15 protein-coding genes and 1 tRNA gene are annotated in these 14,513 nt (G+C 64.9%); 13 read left to right on the top strand and 3 right to left on the bottom strand.

What is annotated here, in order from left to right; genetic code table 11:
* Positions 1-29: 29 nt before the first annotated feature.
* Positions 30-959: a LysR substrate-binding domain-containing protein gene (locus AC097O_RS19425; RefSeq protein WP_315188978.1), complete on the bottom strand. Its 930-nt coding sequence runs from the start codon at positions 957-959 to the stop codon at positions 30-32.
* Positions 960-1,195: 236 nt separating this feature from the next.
* Between AC097O_RS19425 and AC097O_RS19420 the strand changes: the two genes are divergently transcribed.
* The 12 genes from AC097O_RS19420 (at position 1,196) to AC097O_RS19365 (ending at position 12,529) form a co-directional block, all read left to right on the top strand.
* Positions 1,196-2,347 (top strand): ABC transporter substrate-binding protein, encoded by a 1,152-nt coding sequence (locus AC097O_RS19420; protein ID WP_479594502.1) that lies wholly within the window; start codon positions 1,196-1,198, stop codon positions 2,345-2,347.
* Between the two features lie 17 nt (positions 2,348-2,364).
* On the top strand, positions 2,365-3,393 hold the full coding sequence (locus AC097O_RS19415) for an ABC transporter ATP-binding protein (RefSeq protein WP_479594555.1): 1,029 nt from the start codon (positions 2,365-2,367) through the stop codon (positions 3,391-3,393).
* Positions 3,386-4,339, top strand: a complete 954-nt coding sequence (locus tag AC097O_RS19410) for an ABC transporter permease (protein WP_479594501.1) — start codon at positions 3,386-3,388, stop codon at positions 4,337-4,339. Before AC097O_RS19415 ends, AC097O_RS19410 begins: the two co-directional genes overlap by 8 nt.
* On the top strand, positions 4,329-5,129 hold the full coding sequence (locus AC097O_RS19405; protein ID WP_479594500.1) for an ABC transporter permease: 801 nt from the start codon (positions 4,329-4,331) through the stop codon (positions 5,127-5,129). Before AC097O_RS19410 ends, AC097O_RS19405 begins: the two co-directional genes overlap by 11 nt.
* Positions 5,130-5,190: 61 nt before the next feature.
* Complete coding sequence (locus tag AC097O_RS19400; RefSeq protein ID WP_479594554.1) at positions 5,191-6,609, top strand: gamma-aminobutyraldehyde dehydrogenase; 1,419 nt, start codon at positions 5,191-5,193, stop codon at positions 6,607-6,609.
* A gap of 76 nt (positions 6,610-6,685) precedes the next feature.
* Positions 6,686-7,459, top strand: coding sequence for a GntR family transcriptional regulator (locus AC097O_RS19395; RefSeq protein WP_479594499.1), 774 nt, complete (start codon positions 6,686-6,688; stop codon positions 7,457-7,459).
* The gene (locus AC097O_RS19390; protein ID WP_479594498.1) at positions 7,456-8,370 is read left to right on the top strand and encodes a dihydrodipicolinate synthase family protein; all 915 of its coding nucleotides are present in this window, start codon (positions 7,456-7,458) and stop codon (positions 8,368-8,370) included. Before AC097O_RS19395 ends, AC097O_RS19390 begins: the two co-directional genes overlap by 4 nt.
* A gap of 44 nt (positions 8,371-8,414) precedes the next feature.
* Positions 8,415-9,425, top strand: coding sequence for a sialic acid TRAP transporter substrate-binding protein SiaP (locus tag AC097O_RS19385; RefSeq protein ID WP_479594497.1), 1,011 nt, complete (start codon positions 8,415-8,417; stop codon positions 9,423-9,425).
* Positions 9,426-9,440: 15 nt separating this feature from the next.
* Positions 9,441-9,920 (top strand): TRAP transporter small permease, encoded by a 480-nt coding sequence (locus AC097O_RS19380; protein WP_479594496.1) that lies wholly within the window; start codon positions 9,441-9,443, stop codon positions 9,918-9,920.
* A complete protein-coding gene (locus AC097O_RS19375) occupies positions 9,917-11,215 on the top strand; it encodes a TRAP transporter large permease (protein ID WP_479594495.1) in 1,299 nt (432 codons plus the stop codon). The genes AC097O_RS19380 and AC097O_RS19375 overlap by 4 nt, the downstream gene beginning before the upstream one ends.
* A gap of 32 nt (positions 11,216-11,247) precedes the next feature.
* A tRNA-Gly gene (locus AC097O_RS19370) sits at positions 11,248-11,321 on the top strand.
* A gap of 59 nt (positions 11,322-11,380) precedes the next feature.
* Entirely contained in the window at positions 11,381-12,529 is a 1,149-nt protein-coding gene (locus AC097O_RS19365) for a PQQ-dependent sugar dehydrogenase (protein WP_479594494.1), read from the top strand.
* A gap of 3 nt (positions 12,530-12,532) precedes the next feature.
* On the opposite strand, the gene AC097O_RS19360 is transcribed toward AC097O_RS19365, so the two are convergent.
* A complete protein-coding gene (locus AC097O_RS19360; protein WP_479594493.1) occupies positions 12,533-13,171 on the bottom strand; it encodes a CoA transferase subunit B in 639 nt (212 codons plus the stop codon).
* 2 nt (positions 13,172-13,173) lie between these two features.
* On the bottom strand, positions 13,174-13,881 hold the full coding sequence (locus AC097O_RS19355) for a CoA transferase subunit A (protein WP_479594492.1): 708 nt from the start codon (positions 13,879-13,881) through the stop codon (positions 13,174-13,176).
* Between the two features lie 76 nt (positions 13,882-13,957).
* Here AC097O_RS19355 and AC097O_RS19350 point away from each other — a divergent pair, with 76 nt between their 5' ends.
* Positions 13,958-14,512 carry a LuxR C-terminal-related transcriptional regulator gene (locus tag AC097O_RS19350; RefSeq protein ID WP_479594491.1) on the top strand — a complete coding sequence of 185 codons (555 nt, stop codon included), beginning with the start codon at positions 13,958-13,960 and terminating at the stop codon, positions 14,510-14,512.
* Position 14,513 lies beyond the last annotated feature (1 nt).

The following is a 14,513-nucleotide window of genomic DNA, read 5'->3' as shown; positions in this document are numbered from 1 at the left end:
ATCGCCGTGCTCCCGCAGTCCGCAGGACTTCAACGCGGCAAGCCATGGGCCCCGGTGTGGTGCCCGTCCAGCGTGGGGCGCACCGCCGTCAAAAAGTTGCGCAGCGGCTCGGCCAGAACCGCGCCTTTGCGCCAGGCCAGGCCCACTTCCAGCAGCGGCAGGCTGTGCGCCAGGGGCCGGGCTTCGATGCGGTCGCCCTCCAGCGACCAGGGGCGGTACAGCATGTCGGGCAGCACCGAGCAGCCCGCGCCGGTAGCCACCAAGCTGCGCACCGCCTCGACCGACGAGGTACGGATCAGCACATTCGGCTCGGCCCCCCCGGCGTTCCAGAGTGCGGTGGTGGCATCGCCCAGCTCATCCACCTGCAGCAGCACCAGCGGCTGCTGGGCCAGGTCGGCGGCCTCGACCTTGGCCTCGCTGGCCAGGCGGTGGTTCACCGGGCACCACACGCGCCAGCCCGACCGCAAAATGGTTTCGGTGGCCAGGGCACGCGGGTTTTGCAACTGCGACACCACGATCAAGGCCACATCCAGCTCGCCGCTGACCAGCAGGTGCTCCAGGTAATCGCGCCGGTCCTCGGTGATCTGCACCTGGATGCGCGGGAACACGCGGCGAAAGCGGTCCAGCAGAAACGGCAGGTAGTAGCCCACCATCAGGCTGGTCACGCCGATGTTCAGGCTGCCGGTGACGGTGTGGGGCCGCGACGACAGGGCATCGCGGGCATTGCGCATGGCCACCTCGATCTGGTGGGCGTGGCGCAGGAACTGGTGGCCCGCGTGCGTCAAGGACATGCCCCGCGCACGGCGGTCAAACAGCAGCGTGCCCAAATCGGCCTCAATCTGGGCGATAGCTTGCGACACCACCGACTGCGACACACCCAGGTCGTGGATGGCCGCCGTTATCGAGCCCGATTCGGCCACCGCTATGAAATACCGAATGCTCTTGAAGGAGGTGCTCATGGGGCGGGATACTCACACAGAACTAGACAAATAAGCACTGTTTTGGGCGATTCCGATGGGAAACCGGGCTACGCACCAGCTTGGGACCTAGGGTTAATCACTATTTCTACGTGAACTGGTGCAAGGTTTCTGTTTTACCGATGGATTGTATTGGCGCGGGGGTATGGCTGGGCTGGGCAGCGACTCCTAAGATCAACCAGCTCTATTGCCCGAACCCCAAAGTGAGGAAATTCCCCATGTCCACCACCCGCGTGATCTCTACCGGCCTGCTGGCCGTCGCCGCTGCCGCCTCTGTGCTGGCTGCCCCACCCACGGCCATCGGCAAGGGCGAAGGTCGGCTCGACATCATTGCCTGGGCGGGCTACATCGAACGCGGCGAAACCGACAAGGCCTACGACTGGGTGACAGCATTCGAGAAAGAAACCGGCTGCAAGGTGAACGCCAAGTCTGCCGCCACCTCGGACGAGATGGTGTCACTGATGAAGCTGGGCGGCTACGACCTGGTGACGGCCTCGGGCGATGCCAGCCTGCGCCTGGTAGCGTCCAAGCTGGTGCAGGAAATCAACCCGGCCCTGGTGCCCTCGTGGAAAAACGTGGACGCACGCATGCAAAACGCCGACTGGCATACCGTGGGCGGCAAGCACTACGGCGTGCCCTACCAGTGGGGCCCCAATGTGCTGATGTACAACACCAGCGTGTTCAAAGAGGCCCCCAAGTCCTGGTCGGTGGTGTTCGAACCCACGGTCTTGCCCGATGGCAAACCCAACAAGGGCCGGGTGCAAGCCTATGACGGTGCCATCTACATCGCCGATGCCGCGCTCTACCTGATGGGCAAGCAGCCCGAGCTGGGCATCAAGGACCCGTATGAACTCAACGACAAACAATACGCCGCCGTGCTGGCGCTGCTGCGCGGCCAAAAAGCCCTGACGCACCGCTACTGGCACGACTCCACGGTGCAGATGAACGACTTCAAGAACGAAGGCGTGGTGGCCTCCGGCTCCTGGGGCTACATGGTGAACGCGCTGCAGGCCGAGAAAAAGCCCGTGGCCTCCACCATCCCCAAGGAAGGTGTCACCGGTTGGGCCGACACCACCATGCTGCACATCAATGCCAAGCACCCCAACTGCGCCTACAAGTGGATGGAGCACTCGCTGAGCGACAAGCTGCAGGCCCCGCTGGCCGAGTGGTTTGGCGCCAACCCGGTGGTGGGTGCCGCCTGCAAAGCCAAGGCACCGGGCGGCAGTGACTTCTGCAAGGACAACGGCTACGACCGATTCACCGAGGTCAAATTCTGGAAAACGCCGCAGGCCAAATGCAGCACCCAGGGCAGCTGCGTGCCCTACGCCAAATGGACCATGGACTACATCGCCATCATGGGCGGGCGCTGAAGGTGGTGGGGTTGAAGGTGGGGTCAGATGCGATTGCCTTTAGCGGCGTGTCCCGCCACTACGGCAGCGTCAAGGCGCTGGACCGGGTGAGCTTCACGGTGCAGGAAGGCGAATTTTTCTCGATGCTCGGGCCTTCGGGCTCGGGCAAGACCACCTCGCTGCGCCTGATGGCAGGCTTTGAGCAGCCCAGCAGCGGCAGCCTGACGCTGTTTGGCCAGGAAGCCGCAGGCACGCCGCCCTATGCCCGCGACGTGAACACCGTGTTCCAGGACTACGCCCTGTTTCCGCACATGAACGTGCTGGACAACGTGGCCTACGGGCTGATGGTGCGCAAGATGCCGCTGGCCGAGCGCCACGCCAAGGCCCGCGAGGCGCTCGACATGGTGGCCCTGCCCGACCACGCCTTGCGCACCCCGGCCCAGCTCTCCGGCGGCCAGCGCCAGCGGGTGGCACTGGCCCGCGCACTGGTGAATCGGCCCCGCATCCTGCTGCTGGACGAGCCCCTGGGCGCGCTGGACCTGAAGCTGCGCGAGCAGATGCAGGTGGAGCTGAAAGTGCTGCACCGCAAGCTGGGCATCACCTTTGTCTACGTGACGCACGACCAGAGCGAAGCCCTGTCGATGTCCGACCGCATCGCCGTCTTCAACCGCGGGCAGATCGAGCAGATCGCCACGCCGCGCGAACTGTATCGCCAGCCGCGCACGCGCTTTGTGGCCAACTTTGTGGGCAGCGCCAACGTGGTGGATACCGCCCTGGCGCAGCGCATCACCGGTACCCCGCAGGCATTCGCCGTGCGCCAGGAGCACATCGCCATCGCTGCCGCAGGCGCGGCAACGCCAACGGGTCGCGTGCAGGTGGAGGGCACGCTGGTGGCGGTGCAGTTCCTGGGGGCCGCCCAGCGCCTTGAGATCCAGGTTGGCGACCAGATGATTACTGCCCTGCAGCAAGACAACGAGGTTGCTAGCGGCCTGGCAGCCCAAACCGCGCCAGGAGCCGCACTGGCACTGCACTGGGCCCGAGAGCACATGGTGGCGCTGGATGCCTGATTCCCTCGCCCTCCCCCCGCTGGCGGCCCCCCAGGGCGGGCTGCGCCGCCGCCTGGCAAACCTGCTGTACCAGCGCCGCAACCTCACCTTGCTGCTGTTGCTGACCCCGCCACTGCTGTGGTTTGGCGTGGTCTACGTGGGCTCGCTGCTGACGCTGCTGGTGCAAAGCGTGTTCACCTTCGACGACATGGCCATGTCGGTCACGCCCGAGCTGACCAGCCAAAACTTCCAGGACCTGCTGGTCGCCGCCAATCTGGACATCGTGCTGCGCACCCTGGCCATGGCCGTGGCGGTCACCCTGGGCACGGTGGTGCTGGGGTTCCCGATGGCCTACTACATGGCCCACCACGCCAAGGGCTGGGAAAAAGGCTTTTTCTACGTGGGGGTGATGCTGCCCATGTGGGCCAGCTACATCGTCAAGGCCTATGCCTGGACGGTGCTGCTGGCGCAAGGCGGCGTGGTCTATTGGGTGCTGGACCACCTGGGCCTGCGGGGTGCATTACAGGCGGTGCTGAGCATCCCTGCCATCGGTGGCGAAACCTTGGCCACCTCGAATCTGGGACGATTCCTGGTGTTCACCTACATCTGGCTGCCATTCATGGTGCTGCCTATCCAGGCGGCGATTGAGCGCGTGCCGGGCAACCTGCTGCTGGCCTCGGCCGATCTGGGGGCCAAGCCGCTGCAGACCTTTCGCACCGTGCTGTGGCCGCTGGCGTTTCCGGGCGTGGTGGCGGGCTCGATCTTCACCTTCTCGCTGACCCTGGGCGACTACATCATTCCGCAGCTGGTGGGCCCGTCCGGCCTGTACATCGGCAGCATGGTCTACACCTTGCAGGGCACGATAGGCAACCTGCCGATGGCGGCGGCTTTCACCTGCGTGCCGATCGTGCTGATCACCATTTACCTGGGTTTTGCACGCCGACTGGGGGCTTTTAATGCGCTTTAAATCCGCACACTTGCTGCGCGCGGCGGCCTATGCGGGGCTGGCGTTTTTGCATCTGCCCCTGCTCTTCATCGTGGTGTATGCCTTCAACAGCGACGACGGCGGCTACAGCTTCCCGCTGCGCGGGCTGACGCTGCGCTGGTTCGCCCGCGCCTGGGAGCGCGAAGACATTCTGCAAGCCATCAGCCTGTCGATGGGCGTGGCGGCCATGGCCACCCTGATCGCCATGGTGCTGGGCACCATGACAGCAGCGGCCCTGAACCGCGACCGCTTCTTTGGCAAGGACGGCTTCACCACCCTGCTGATCCTGCCGATTGCGCTGCCGGGCATCGTCACCGGCCTGGCCCTGCTGGCGGCTTTCAAACTGATGGACGTGAACCCCGGTTTTTGGACCATTGCCGTGGGCCATGCCACGTTTTGCGTGGTGGTGGTGCACAACAACGTGGTCGCCCGGCTGCGCCGCCTGCCTGCCCGGCTGGTGGAGGCCTCGATGGACCTGGGAGCCGACACGCTGACCACCCTGCGCTACATCATCCTGCCCCAGCTGGGCACGGCGCTTCTGGCGGGCGGGATTCTGGCCTTTGCCTTGTCGGTGGACGAGCTGATCGTCACCACCTTTACCTCGGGCAGCGAGAAAACCCTGCCGCTGTGGCTGCTGAACCAACTGAGCCGCCCGCGCGAAGTGGCGGTGACCAATGTGGTCGCCATGGCCGTCATGCTGCTCACCATGCCCTTGATCCTGCTGGCCTGGCGGCTGACCCGCGACACCGACACCAGCCCCGGCGCGCAATGATTTCCCCCTCCACCCACCTCCTGGAAGCTCCACCATGGCCGTACCACGATTCCCCACCCAATTGCTGATCAACGGCAGCACCGTCACCGGCGAAGGCCGCGCGGAAAGCGTGCTCAACCCATCCACCGGCGAAGTGCTGTGCGAAGTGCGCGAAGCCAGCGCCGACCAGTTGCGCCTGGCCGTGGATGCCGCCAGCCAGGCCTTCCCCGCCTGGGCCGCACTCACCCCGCGCGACCGCAGCGCCTATCTGCTGCAGATCGCCGATGCGATTGAAAGCCACGGCGATGAATTTGCCGCGCTGGAATCGCTGAACTGCGGCAAACCGCTGGCTGCCGCCCGCAACGATGAGATACCGGCCATTGCCGATGTGTTTCGCTTTTTCGCCGGGGCCTTGCGCAACCTGTCGGGGCCGCTGGCGGGCGAATACCTGGCCGGGCACACCAGCATGGTGCGGCGCGACCCGCTGGGCGTGGTGGCCTCCATCGCCCCCTGGAACTATCCCCTGATGATGGCCGCTTGGAAGATCGGCCCGGCCATCGCCATGGGCAACACCGTGGTGCTCAAGCCCTCGGAAAACACGCCGTTGACCACCCTGCGCCTGGGCGAAGTGCTGGCCACCATCCTGCCGCCGGGCGTGGTCAACATCGTCTGTGGCCGGGGCGACACCGTGGGTGCCCCGCTGATCCGCGACCCGCGTATCCGCATCGCATCGCTCACCGGCGATGTCTCCACCGGCAGCAAGATCATGGAAACCGCCGCCCGCGGCATCAAGCGCACCCACCTGGAGCTGGGCGGCAAGGCCCCGGTGATCGTGCTCGACGATGCCGACCTGCCCAGCGTGGTCGAAGGCCTGCGCACCTTCGGTTACTACAACGCAGGCCAGGACTGCACTGCCGCCTGCCGCATCTACGCGGGCGAAAAGATTTATGAGCGGCTGGTGGCCGACCTGAGCAGCGCCGTCTCCGGCATCAAGGTGGGCACGCAGCAGGAGCCGGGCGTGGAAATGGGCCCGCTGATCTCGGCCCGCCAGCGCGACCGCGTCGCCAGCTTTGTGGACCGCGCCGCGCAACTGCCCCATGTGGAAGTGACCACCGGCGGCGCAGCCTGGGGCAGCAAAGGCTTTTTCTACAAACCCACCGTGGTGGCCGGTGCCCTGCAAGACGATGAAATCGTGCGCAGCGAAGTGTTTGGCCCGGTGGTGTCCGTCACCCGCATCAAGGACGTGGAGCAGGCTGTTGCCTGGGCCAACGACTCCGAATACGGCCTGTCCAGCTCGGTATGGACCCGCGATGTGGGCCTGGCCATGCAGGTGGCTTCGCGCCTGCAATATGGCTGCACCTGGGTCAACACCCACTTCATGCTGGTGTCGGAAATGCCGCATGGCGGCATGAAGCATTCGGGCTACGGCAAAGACATGTCGCTCTACGCGCTGGAAGACTACAGCTGCGTGCGGCATGTGATGGTGAAACACGCGGGCTAAGGAGCCCCCCAAGTCCGCCGCGGACCCTGCCAACACAGGGTTTGTCTGGGGTGGGAAAGACTGCACTCCGACTAACATGTCAGCTATGACAAAGCTGGCCAACGCCTCCCTCAATAGCAACGCGACGAGCCAGCGTGCCCGCGCCTACCAGGGCTTTACGCAGCAGATTTTCACGGGCGGCATCCGGCCAGGGCAGTTCATCTCGCAGCGCGAGCTGATGCTGCTGCTGGACATGCCCCTGGGCGCGGTGCGCGAGATGATTCCCCGCCTGGAAGCGGGCGGCCTGCTGAAAACCGTGCCCCAGCGCGGCCTGCAGGTCACGCCGGTGGACCTGAAGCTGATCCGCAACGCCTTCCAGGTGCGCTCCATGGTGGAGTGCGAGGCGGTGCGGCACTTTGCGCACAGCGCCAGCGTTGAAGAGCTGGCCGCCATCGAGGCCAGCCACCGCCAAATACTGGAGCGCGCCCATGCGCCCGATGCCCTGGACGACCACGGCCTGCTCGACGATGCCCAGGCGGTGGACTGGGGCCTGCACGACCGCATGGTGGACGCACTGGGCAACGACATCATCTCCGAGATGTACCGCGTCAACAGCCTGCGGGTGCGCCTGATCAAGCTGGAGCACAGCGTGATCACCCCCAGCCGCCTGATCCCCGCCATGCAGGAGCACCTGCGCTTCATCGATGCCTTGCGCAGCCGCAACGCCCCGCTGGCCGTCGAACTGCTGGAAGCCCACATCCACAGCGCCCGCAGTCGCGTGGTGGATGCGCCGCTGGAAACCGTGCGCAACGAACGAATCCCCCTGACCCAACCCCACATCCCACCCCACACCCCAAGGAGCACCTCTTGAACCCTGATATCCACGGCCTCTGGCCCGCGTTGCTGCTGCCCGTCAGCGCCACTGGCGCACTGGACACGCCCCGCGCCATCGCCCACGCCCACGGCATGCTGCAAGCCGGGTGCGACGGCATCACCCTGTTTGGCACCACCGGCGAGGGCCCGGCCTTCACCATCGCCGAGCGCACCGGCTTGCTCGAATCCATGCTGGGCAGTGGCATACGGGCCGACCAGGTCATCGTCACCATCACCGCGCTGGCCCTGGGCGACGCCATCACGCTGGGCCAGCACGCCAGCCGCCTGGGCGTACACCGCCAGATGCTGATGCCGCCGTTCTTCTTCAACCAGCCGCGCGATGCCGGCATTGTGGATGCCGTGTCGCAGGTGGTGCGTGGCATTGGCGACGACGGCCTGAAGCTGCTGCTCTACCACTTCCCGTTCATGAGCACGTTTGGCTTCTCGCACGCCGCCATTACCGAACTGGTGCAGCGCCACCCCGGCCAGGTGGTGGGCGTGAAAGACAGCAGCGGCGACCTGGCGCATTCCCTGGCGCTGGCCCAGGCCTTCCCGGCGCTGGCGATTTTGGTGGGAGCCGAGCTGCACGTAGCCCCCGTCTTGTGCCAGGGCGGCTCCGGCTCCATCAACGGGCTGGCCAATATCGCACCAAAGCTGATGCGCCGGGTAATTGATGCGCCCAACGCCGTGGCCGCCGCCGACGAAAAGCTGATCACCGATCTGCTGGCCCTGCTGTCGGCCAAGCCCGGCATGCCTTTCGTGGGCGTGTACAAGGCCATGCTGGCCGAGCAAACCGGCGATGCAGCCTGGCTGCACATGCGTGCACCCCTGAGCCCGCTGGACAGCGCCGAGCTGCAAGCCGTGCGTGACGGCTACCGGGCATTGGGCGCGGCGCTGGACCGGGTGTAATGCTGCGCAGACTGACATTTCTATAAAAACCCAAGGAGACAACCATGACAACATCCACCCTGAACCGCCGCACCCTGCTGGGCGCCGCCGCCGCCCTGGGCGCAAGCGCCCTGCCCGCCCTGCCTGCATTGGCGCAAACCAAGACGGTGCTGCGCATTTCCACCCCCGCCGTACCCGACGACTGGCACGCCAAGATGTGGACGGTGTTCAAAGAGCAGCTGGAAAAAACTGCACCCGGCGAATTCGATGTGCAGATCAACCTGAACGCCACGCTGTTCAAGCAAGGCACCGAGCCTGCGGCCATGGCGCGCGGCAACCTGGAGCTGTCGAGCATCTCGGCCTTTGATATTGCCAAGCTGGTGCCCGAGTTCTCCATCTTCACCGCAGGCTATGTGGTGCGCGACCCCGACCAGCAGCAGAAGATTTTCAACGGCCCCATCGGTGCCGAGCTGTTCAAGCTGGTGTCTGAAAAGATGGAAGTCACGCCCCTGGCCACCGTCTACCTGGGCACCCGCCAGATCAACCTGCGCGAAGCCAAGCCGGTCAAAACGCCTGCCGACCTCAAAGGCGTGAAGCTGCGCATGCCCGGCTCCAAGGAGTGGCTGTTCCTGGGCGAGGCGCTGGGTGCCACGGCCACGCCGCTGGCCTTTGGCGAGGTCTACATGGGCCTGAAAACCGGCACCATCGACGGCCAGGACAATCCGCTGCCCTCGGTGCGCGCCGCCAAGTTCTACGAGGTGACCAAGCAGGTCGTGATGACCAGCCACCTGGTGGACGGCATTTTCATTGCCATCGCCAGCAAGAGCTTCAACGCCCTGAACGCCGCGCAGAAGCAAAAGGTCACCGCCGCCGCCCAGGCCGCAGCGGCTTACAACAACGAAAACCGCCTCAAGGAAGAAGGCCAGCTGGTGGAGTTCTTCAAGAAAGAGGGCCTGCAGGTCAACACGCCGGATGTGGAGGCGTTTCGCAAGTCGGTGCAGGCCACCTACCAGGCCTCGGACTACGCCAAGGTCTGGCCCAAGGGCCTGCTGGACCGCATCAACGCGACCAAGTAAGCCACGGTCGCCCGTATGTTGCGCAGATTGCAACAGGCCGCCAACCTGCTGGGGGGTGGCCTTTTTCTGACCCTGTTCGCGGTGTTCATAGTCCAGATCACGGCGCGCTTTGGCTTCAACAAGCCGCTGCCCTGGACCGATGAGGCCGCCGTGATTCTGTACGTCTGGGTGATCCTCTGGGCGGCTGCCGCCGTGGTGCCCGAGCGGGAGCACGTGGTGTTCGACCTGCTGTGGAACAGCGCCAACTACCGCACCCGCCAGGTGATGTGCATCGTGGGTAACCTGATGCTGGGCGGGCTGTCGCTGGTGGCCATTCCGGCCAGCTGGGACTATGTGCACTTCATGTCCCGCGAAGGCTCGCCGGTGCTGGGCGTGTCCTTCATGTGGATTTTTCTGCCGTTCGTGCTGTTGCTGATCGCCCTGGTCATCCGCAGCGCCTGGGCCATCTGGAACGCCGTGCGCGGTATCGGCTTGGAAGCGGAGTTACGACTATGACCACGGGTCTCTGGAGTTTGGTTGCCGTGCTGGTGGCCGGTTTGCTGCTGCGCATGCCTATCGGTTTTTCCATGCTGGCCTCCGGCATTGCCTACCTGCTGGTCAAGGGCCAGGACGTAGGCCTGGTGGCCGAGCAGGTAGGCAACGGCCTGTACAACAGCTATGTGCTGCTGGCGGTGCCGCTGTTTGTGTTTGCCGCCAACATCATGAATGCGGGCACGGTGAGCGAGCGGATTTTTGACTTCTGCCGCATTTTGGTGGGCCGCATGCGCGGTGGCCTGGCACAGGTGGACATTCTGGTCAGCGTGATCTTCTCGGGCATGAGCGGCAGCGCGATTGCCGATGCCGCCGGGCCGGGCCTGGTCACGATACGCCAGATGCTCAAAAAGCCCGAATACACACGCGGCTTTGCCGGTGCCGTGGTGGTGGCCAGCGCCACGCTGGGGCCCATCATTCCGCCCAGTATTCCCATGGTGATTTATGCCATGGTGTCAGGCGCATCGGTCGGGGCGCTGTTTCTGGGTGGCGTGGTGCCGGGCTTTCTGATGGCCGGGCTGATGATGGGCGTGGTGCACATCATTGCCGTCAAACGCAATATGCCGCGCGACGAACCCGTGCCGCGCTCGGAGTGGGCGGGTTTGATCTTCCGTGGTGCCCTGCCCTTGTCCATGCCCATCGTGCTGCTGGGCGGTATCTACTCGGGGGCCTTTACGCCCACCGAGGCGGCTGCCGTGGCCGCGCTGCACGCGCTCATTCTGGCGGCGGTGGTGTTTCGGGCGCTCACCTGGCGCAGCTTCTGGGGTGTGGTGATGGAATCCACCCGGGGCAGCGCGGTGATCACGCTGATCCTGGCGGGCTCCTTCATGCTGAACTACGCCTTCACCGCCGAAGGCGTGCCCCAGGGCATGGCGATGTGGGTGGACAGCATGCACTTGTCCCGCATCCAGTTTCTGCTGCTGGTAAACGTGATGTTTCTGGTGCTGGGCTGCTTTCTGGACGTGTCTGTCCTACTTCTGGTGTTTGTGCCCATGCTCTTGCCCGCGGCCAAGCTGCTGGGGGTGGACCTGGTGCACTTTGGGGTACTGGTGGTGCTCAACATGATGATCGGCCTGATCCACCCGCCGTTTGGCATGCTGCTGTTTGTGACCAAGGCGCTCACCGGCATTCCGATCGGCGAGATGATGAAAGAGGGCTGGCCGTTTTTGCTGATGCTGCTGTGCCTGCTGCTGGCCATCACCGTGTTTCCACAGATCGTGCTGTGGCTGCCGCAGACCATGGGTTACATCACACATTAGGGTTTTACGGCCCCTATAATCCGGTCACCTTAGCGGGTGTAGTTCAATGGTAGAACGCTAGCTTCCCAAGCTCGATACGAGGGTTCGATCCCCTTCACCCGCTCCACCGCCTCCCGTGCCACCCGCGCACCTCGGCTGCGGAGCCCCTTTTCAGGAGTTCGCAGCATGCCTTTCTCACCCGTTCCCTTGTCTTTGCTGGTCGCAACCGTTGCCCTGGTGGCCTGTGGCGGAGGCGGCAGCAGCGCAGCCACCCCGCCCGCCGCCGTGGTGGAGCCCACCGTCACCACGCTGACCAGCAGCCTGTCCAGCCCCTGGGGCATGGCGGTGCTGCCGTCGGGCGAACTGCTGGTTACCCAAAAAAGCGGCAGCCTGCTGCGGGTCAGCGCAGATGGTGCCAGCACCACGCCGATCAGCGGTGTCTTGCCCGTCACCAGCAGTGGCCAGGGCGGCTTGCTGGGTGTGGCGATCGACCCCGACTTTGCCACCGCGCCCTGGGTCTATTGGGCCTATTCCGAGTCTGGCAGCGGTGCGGATGCCGGGCTCACCGGCACGGCGGTAGCCCGTGGGCGGTTGGTGGGCAACGCGCTGCAAGATGTGGCCGTGCTGTTGCGCCAGCAGCCCAAAACCACCGGCACCGGCCACTTCGGCGCGCGCCTGGTGTTTGCCCGCGACAAGACCCTGTTCGTTACCATGGGCGAACGGCAAAAATTCACCCCTTCGCAAGACCTGGCGCAGACCCTGGGCAAGGTGGTGCGGATTGCGCGCGATGGCAGCATCCCCACTGGCAACCCGGCGCTGGGGAGCGGCGCCTTGCCCGGCATCTGGAGCCTGGGCCACCGCAACCCCCAGGGGGCGGCACTGCACCCGGACACCGGGGAGCTGTGGGTCAGCGAGCACGGCCCGCAGGGTGGCGACGAGATTAATATTGCCCGCGCCGGGGCCAACTATGGCTGGCCGGTAAAAAGCTACGGCTGCCACTATGGTTCGCCCGTGGGCGATGCCTGCCGCATCGGGGGTGGCGTGCATGCGCCCGCCTATGTGGAGCCGCTGACCTACTGGGTGCCCACCTCGGTGGCCCCGGCGGGTTTGCTGTTCTACACCGGCAGTCTGATCCCGCAGTGGAAGGGGAACCTGTTCTCGGGCTCGCTGGCGGGCCAGACGCTGTGGCGCATGACCATCAGCCCCACGGCGGTACTGACCCGCGAGGCACTTCTTGCTGACCGCAATGAGCGGTTTCGGGATGTCGCGCAGGCGAAAGACGGGGCCATCCTGCTGCTGACCGATAGCGGCAAGCTGCTGCGGCTGGCCCCCTAAAACTCACACCAGCTTCACGCCGGTTTGGGCTTGCAGGTCTTCCAGCGTCACGCCGGGGGCCAGTTCCACCACCTTCAGCCCGGCGGGGGTCACGTCCATCACCGCCAGGTCGGTGATGATGCGGTTGACCACGCCCACGCCGGTCAGCGGCAGGGTGCAGTTCGGCAGGATCTTCAGGTCGATGGTGCCGTCACGCTTTTTGGCCACGTGCTCCATCAGCACGATGACACGCTTCACGCCCGCCACCAGGTCCATCGCGCCGCCCATGCCCTTGACCATCTTGCCGGGGATCATCCAGTTGGCCAGGTCGCCCTTCTCGCTGACCTGCATGGCACCCAGAATGCTCAGGTTGATCTTGCCACCGCGGATCATGGCAAAGCTGTCGTGGCTGCCGAAGATGGCCGAGCCGGGCAGCGTGGTCACGGTTTGCTTGCCTGCGTTGATCAGGTCGGCATCGACCTGGTCGTCGGTGGGAAACGGGCCGATGCCGAGCATGCCGTTTTCGCTTTGCAGCCACACCTCTTTGTCGGCGGGCACATGGTTGGCCACCAGGGTGGGGATGCCGATGCCGAGGTTCACGTAAAAGCCGTCTTCCAGCTCCTGGGCCGCGCGGGCCGCCATTTGGTCTTGGTTCCAGGCCATATTTATGCTCCTGCTTTCTCTGTAATGGTGCGTTTCTCGATGCGCTTTTCGGGCGTGGCGTTGAGCACGATGCGGTGCACGTAAATGCCGGGCAGGTGCACCTGGTCGGGCACCATGCTGCCGGTTTCCACGATCTCTTCGACTTCCACGATGCAGACCTTGCCCGCCATGGCAGCGGCGGGGTTGAAGTTGCGGGCCGTCAGGCGGAACTGCAGGTTGCCGGACTTGTCGGCGCGCCAGGCCTTGACCAGCGACACCTCGGGCACCAAGGCACGCTCCATCACATAGGTCTGGCCGTCGAACTCGCGCAGTTCCTTGCCCTCGGCCACCAGGGTGCCCACACCGGTCTTGGTGAAGAAGGCCGGAATGCCCGCACCACCGGCGCGCAGCTTCTCGGCCAGCGTGCCCTGGGGGGTAAATTCGAGTTGCAGCTCACCGGCCAGGTACTGGCGCTCGAACTCCTTGTTTTCGCCCACGTAGCTGGAGATCATCTTCTTGATCTGCCGCGTCTCCAGCAGCTTGCCCAGGCCAAAGCCATCAACACCCGCGTTGTTGGAGATCACCGTGAGGTCTTTGACACCGGAGTCGCGCAGTGCGTCGATCAGCGCCTCGGGGATGCCGCACAGGCCGAAGCCGCCCACGGCCATGAGTTGGCCGTCTTGCACAACGCCTTTCAGCGCCTCGGCGGCAGAGGGGAAAATTTTGTTCACACAGTTCTCCGGTTAAAAATCTGGCAGAACGATACTACCTATTGGGCTACGTAGTTTTTCGTAAAGGGTTTGCACTATGGACGTGGATTACAAGTTGGCGTTTGCGCTGGCCCCGGTGGGCCTGGTGGTGTCGCGCAACCGCGCCATTGTGGACTGCAACCAGCACCTGTGCGAGATGTTTGGGGCCGACCGCGACCAGCTCATCGGCCAGTCGTTCCAGGTGCTCTACCCCACCGCCGTGGAGTTCGAGCGCACCGGTGCACGCATCGCGCTGACCATGGATGCCAAGGGCCACTACGCCGACGACCGCGTCATGCAGCGCGTAGGCGGGCGCTTCCAAGGCGAAGCCTTCTGGTGCCACGTGATGGGCCGCGCCTTTGACCGCAACGCGCCGCACGCCGCCGGGGTCTGGAGCTTTGAAGATTTGTCGTCCCGCCGCCCGGTCAAGGCCGCCCTGACCCCGCGCGAACGCGAGGTGGCCGCCCATGTGATGACGGGCCTCACCTCCAAAGAAATCGCCAAACTGCTGGGCATCAGCCACCGCACCGTGGAAATCTACCGGGCGGGCCTGATGCGCAAGTACAAGGCCTCCACCACCGCCGACCTGGCGCAGCGCTTGCTGGGCGGTTAAA

This window comes from Rhodoferax sp. LS1P39 (assembly GCF_056521425.1).
The sequence above is the reverse complement of the archived record's forward strand: the minus strand, read 5'-3'. Positions and strand labels throughout refer to the sequence as shown.

Excerpts from the sequence above, each read along its gene's own strand:
- AC097O_RS19425 (WP_315188978.1), bottom strand. The coding sequence starts at position 959 with ATGAGCACCTCCTTCAAGAGCATTCGGTATTTCATAGCGGTGGCCGAA.
- AC097O_RS19420 (WP_479594502.1), top strand. The coding sequence starts at position 1,196 with ATGTCCACCACCCGCGTGATCTCTACCGGCCTGCTGGCCGTCGCCGCT.
- AC097O_RS19410 (WP_479594501.1), top strand. The coding sequence starts at position 3,386 with ATGCCTGATTCCCTCGCCCTCCCCCCGCTGGCGGCCCCCCAGGGCGGG.
- AC097O_RS19405 (WP_479594500.1), top strand. The coding sequence starts at position 4,329 with ATGCGCTTTAAATCCGCACACTTGCTGCGCGCGGCGGCCTATGCGGGG.
- AC097O_RS19395 (WP_479594499.1), top strand. The coding sequence starts at position 6,686 with ATGTCAGCTATGACAAAGCTGGCCAACGCCTCCCTCAATAGCAACGCG.
- AC097O_RS19385 (WP_479594497.1), top strand. The coding sequence starts at position 8,415 with ATGACAACATCCACCCTGAACCGCCGCACCCTGCTGGGCGCCGCCGCC.
- AC097O_RS19380 (WP_479594496.1), top strand. The coding sequence starts at position 9,441 with ATGTTGCGCAGATTGCAACAGGCCGCCAACCTGCTGGGGGGTGGCCTT.
- AC097O_RS19375 (WP_479594495.1), top strand. The coding sequence starts at position 9,917 with ATGACCACGGGTCTCTGGAGTTTGGTTGCCGTGCTGGTGGCCGGTTTG.
- AC097O_RS19365 (WP_479594494.1), top strand. The coding sequence starts at position 11,381 with ATGCCTTTCTCACCCGTTCCCTTGTCTTTGCTGGTCGCAACCGTTGCC.
- AC097O_RS19360 (WP_479594493.1), bottom strand. The coding sequence starts at position 13,171 with ATGGCCTGGAACCAAGACCAAATGGCGGCCCGCGCGGCCCAGGAGCTG.
- AC097O_RS19350 (WP_479594491.1), top strand. The coding sequence starts at position 13,958 with ATGGACGTGGATTACAAGTTGGCGTTTGCGCTGGCCCCGGTGGGCCTG.